A 1,305-nucleotide genomic window follows, 5' to 3' on the forward strand; every position below is an offset into this window, starting at 1 on the left:
TATTACCCGAATTAACCAGCATTACGCCGATAGCAACGTGGCTCACGCAACAAACCGGCTTAAAAATTTTTTTTTTTAGACCCTGGTGCAGAACAACGCTTAACCCAACTAAAGCCTGACAACGCATTAGTCACATTATTAACCGGACCCGAAGGCGGTTTTGCCCAACATGAACGCGACTTAGCGAAACAGGCAGGTTTTATTCCAGTACGCTTAGGTCAGCGCATTTTACGCACAGAAACAGCGTCATTAACGGCATTAGCTGCCGTACAAATGTTATGGGGTGATTTTGCTTAATCCTATATTGAAAAAACTACGGGTCTTAGTAACACCGTTAATGGTGTTATTACTGGCTATCTTAAGTGCCTGTGCCTTAGGATTTATCATCGCGCCGTTATTCGGCAACGCATCGCTTTATAAGCTGTTAAATAAAATCACGTTGGTTTTATTAATGCTTAGCCTCTTCCCAGCCATGCACGCACTTAAAGCAACGCCTGCCGCGCTAGGTTTTGGCTCACGCGCAGTGATTGCTAAACAAATTCGTTTAGGCTTTACGTTTGGTGTTGTGAGCTTAACCCCGGTGATGCTGGTGTTATATGGACTTGGCGTTAGCGTGATTGACACCAGCCAGCCGTGGACACTCAGTTGGCTAGGCGAAAAAGCGGCAGCAGCATTTGGCTCAGGCTTACTCATCGCCTGTTTAGAAGAACCGCTGTTTCGCGGCGTATTACTACTGAGTTTAATGCGCCAATGGTCGAAAACAACCGCTATTGTTGTTAGCGCAATGTATTATGCAGGCTTGCATTTTTTGACCACTAAAACACATATCCCTGCTAGCGATATGACATGGACTCATGCGTTGCAACTGATGACCGAAGCCTGGCTTAACCTCATTAATCCCGATGTATCCACCGCGTTGCTGGCGCTATTTGTGGTTGGTATTGCCTTAGCGGTCATCCGCACCTCAGGCCCTTACCATTTAGGCATTAGCATAGGTTGTCATGCCGGTTGGGTATTTATGATTAAGCTTAACAAAGCATTTTGTAATACCGACTTTCAGTCTAATTACGCTTTTTTAGTTAACAGCTATGATGGTGTTATTGGTTGGCTAGTCGCGATTTGGCTCATGCTAGGACTAGGCATTTATTTATACCGAAAACGGCTACCAACTTAAGACGGGACAATACCAAGCCGGGACAGGGTGTTTAGAGCGCAGGTGTCGGCAGCAGGGATGCTGCCGCCAAGCCTACAGGGATGTATTTACGGCGTCCTGCGCTCTGAATGCCCTGTCCCGGCTTAAGTGGG

The 1,305-nt window shown here is 46.6% G+C and carries 1 protein-coding gene and 1 pseudogene; both read left to right on the plus strand.

Annotated elements, in window-relative coordinates:
- Nucleotides 1–126: 126 nt before the first annotated feature.
- A pseudogene (locus VZ94_RS32295) lies at nucleotides 127–297 on the plus strand (RsmE family RNA methyltransferase); the annotation flags it as partial.
- A 7-nt stretch (nucleotides 298–304) separates the two neighbouring features.
- Nucleotides 305–1,174 (plus strand): CPBP family glutamic-type intramembrane protease, encoded by an 870-nt coding sequence (locus tag VZ94_RS15765; protein WP_131655593.1) that lies wholly within the window; start codon nucleotides 305–307, stop codon nucleotides 1,172–1,174.
- Nucleotides 1,175–1,305: the final 131 nt, after the last annotated feature.

Source organism: Methylocucumis oryzae, assembly GCF_000963695.1.
Taxonomy (GTDB): Bacteria; Pseudomonadota; Gammaproteobacteria; order Methylococcales; family Methylomonadaceae; genus Methylovulum; species Methylovulum oryzae.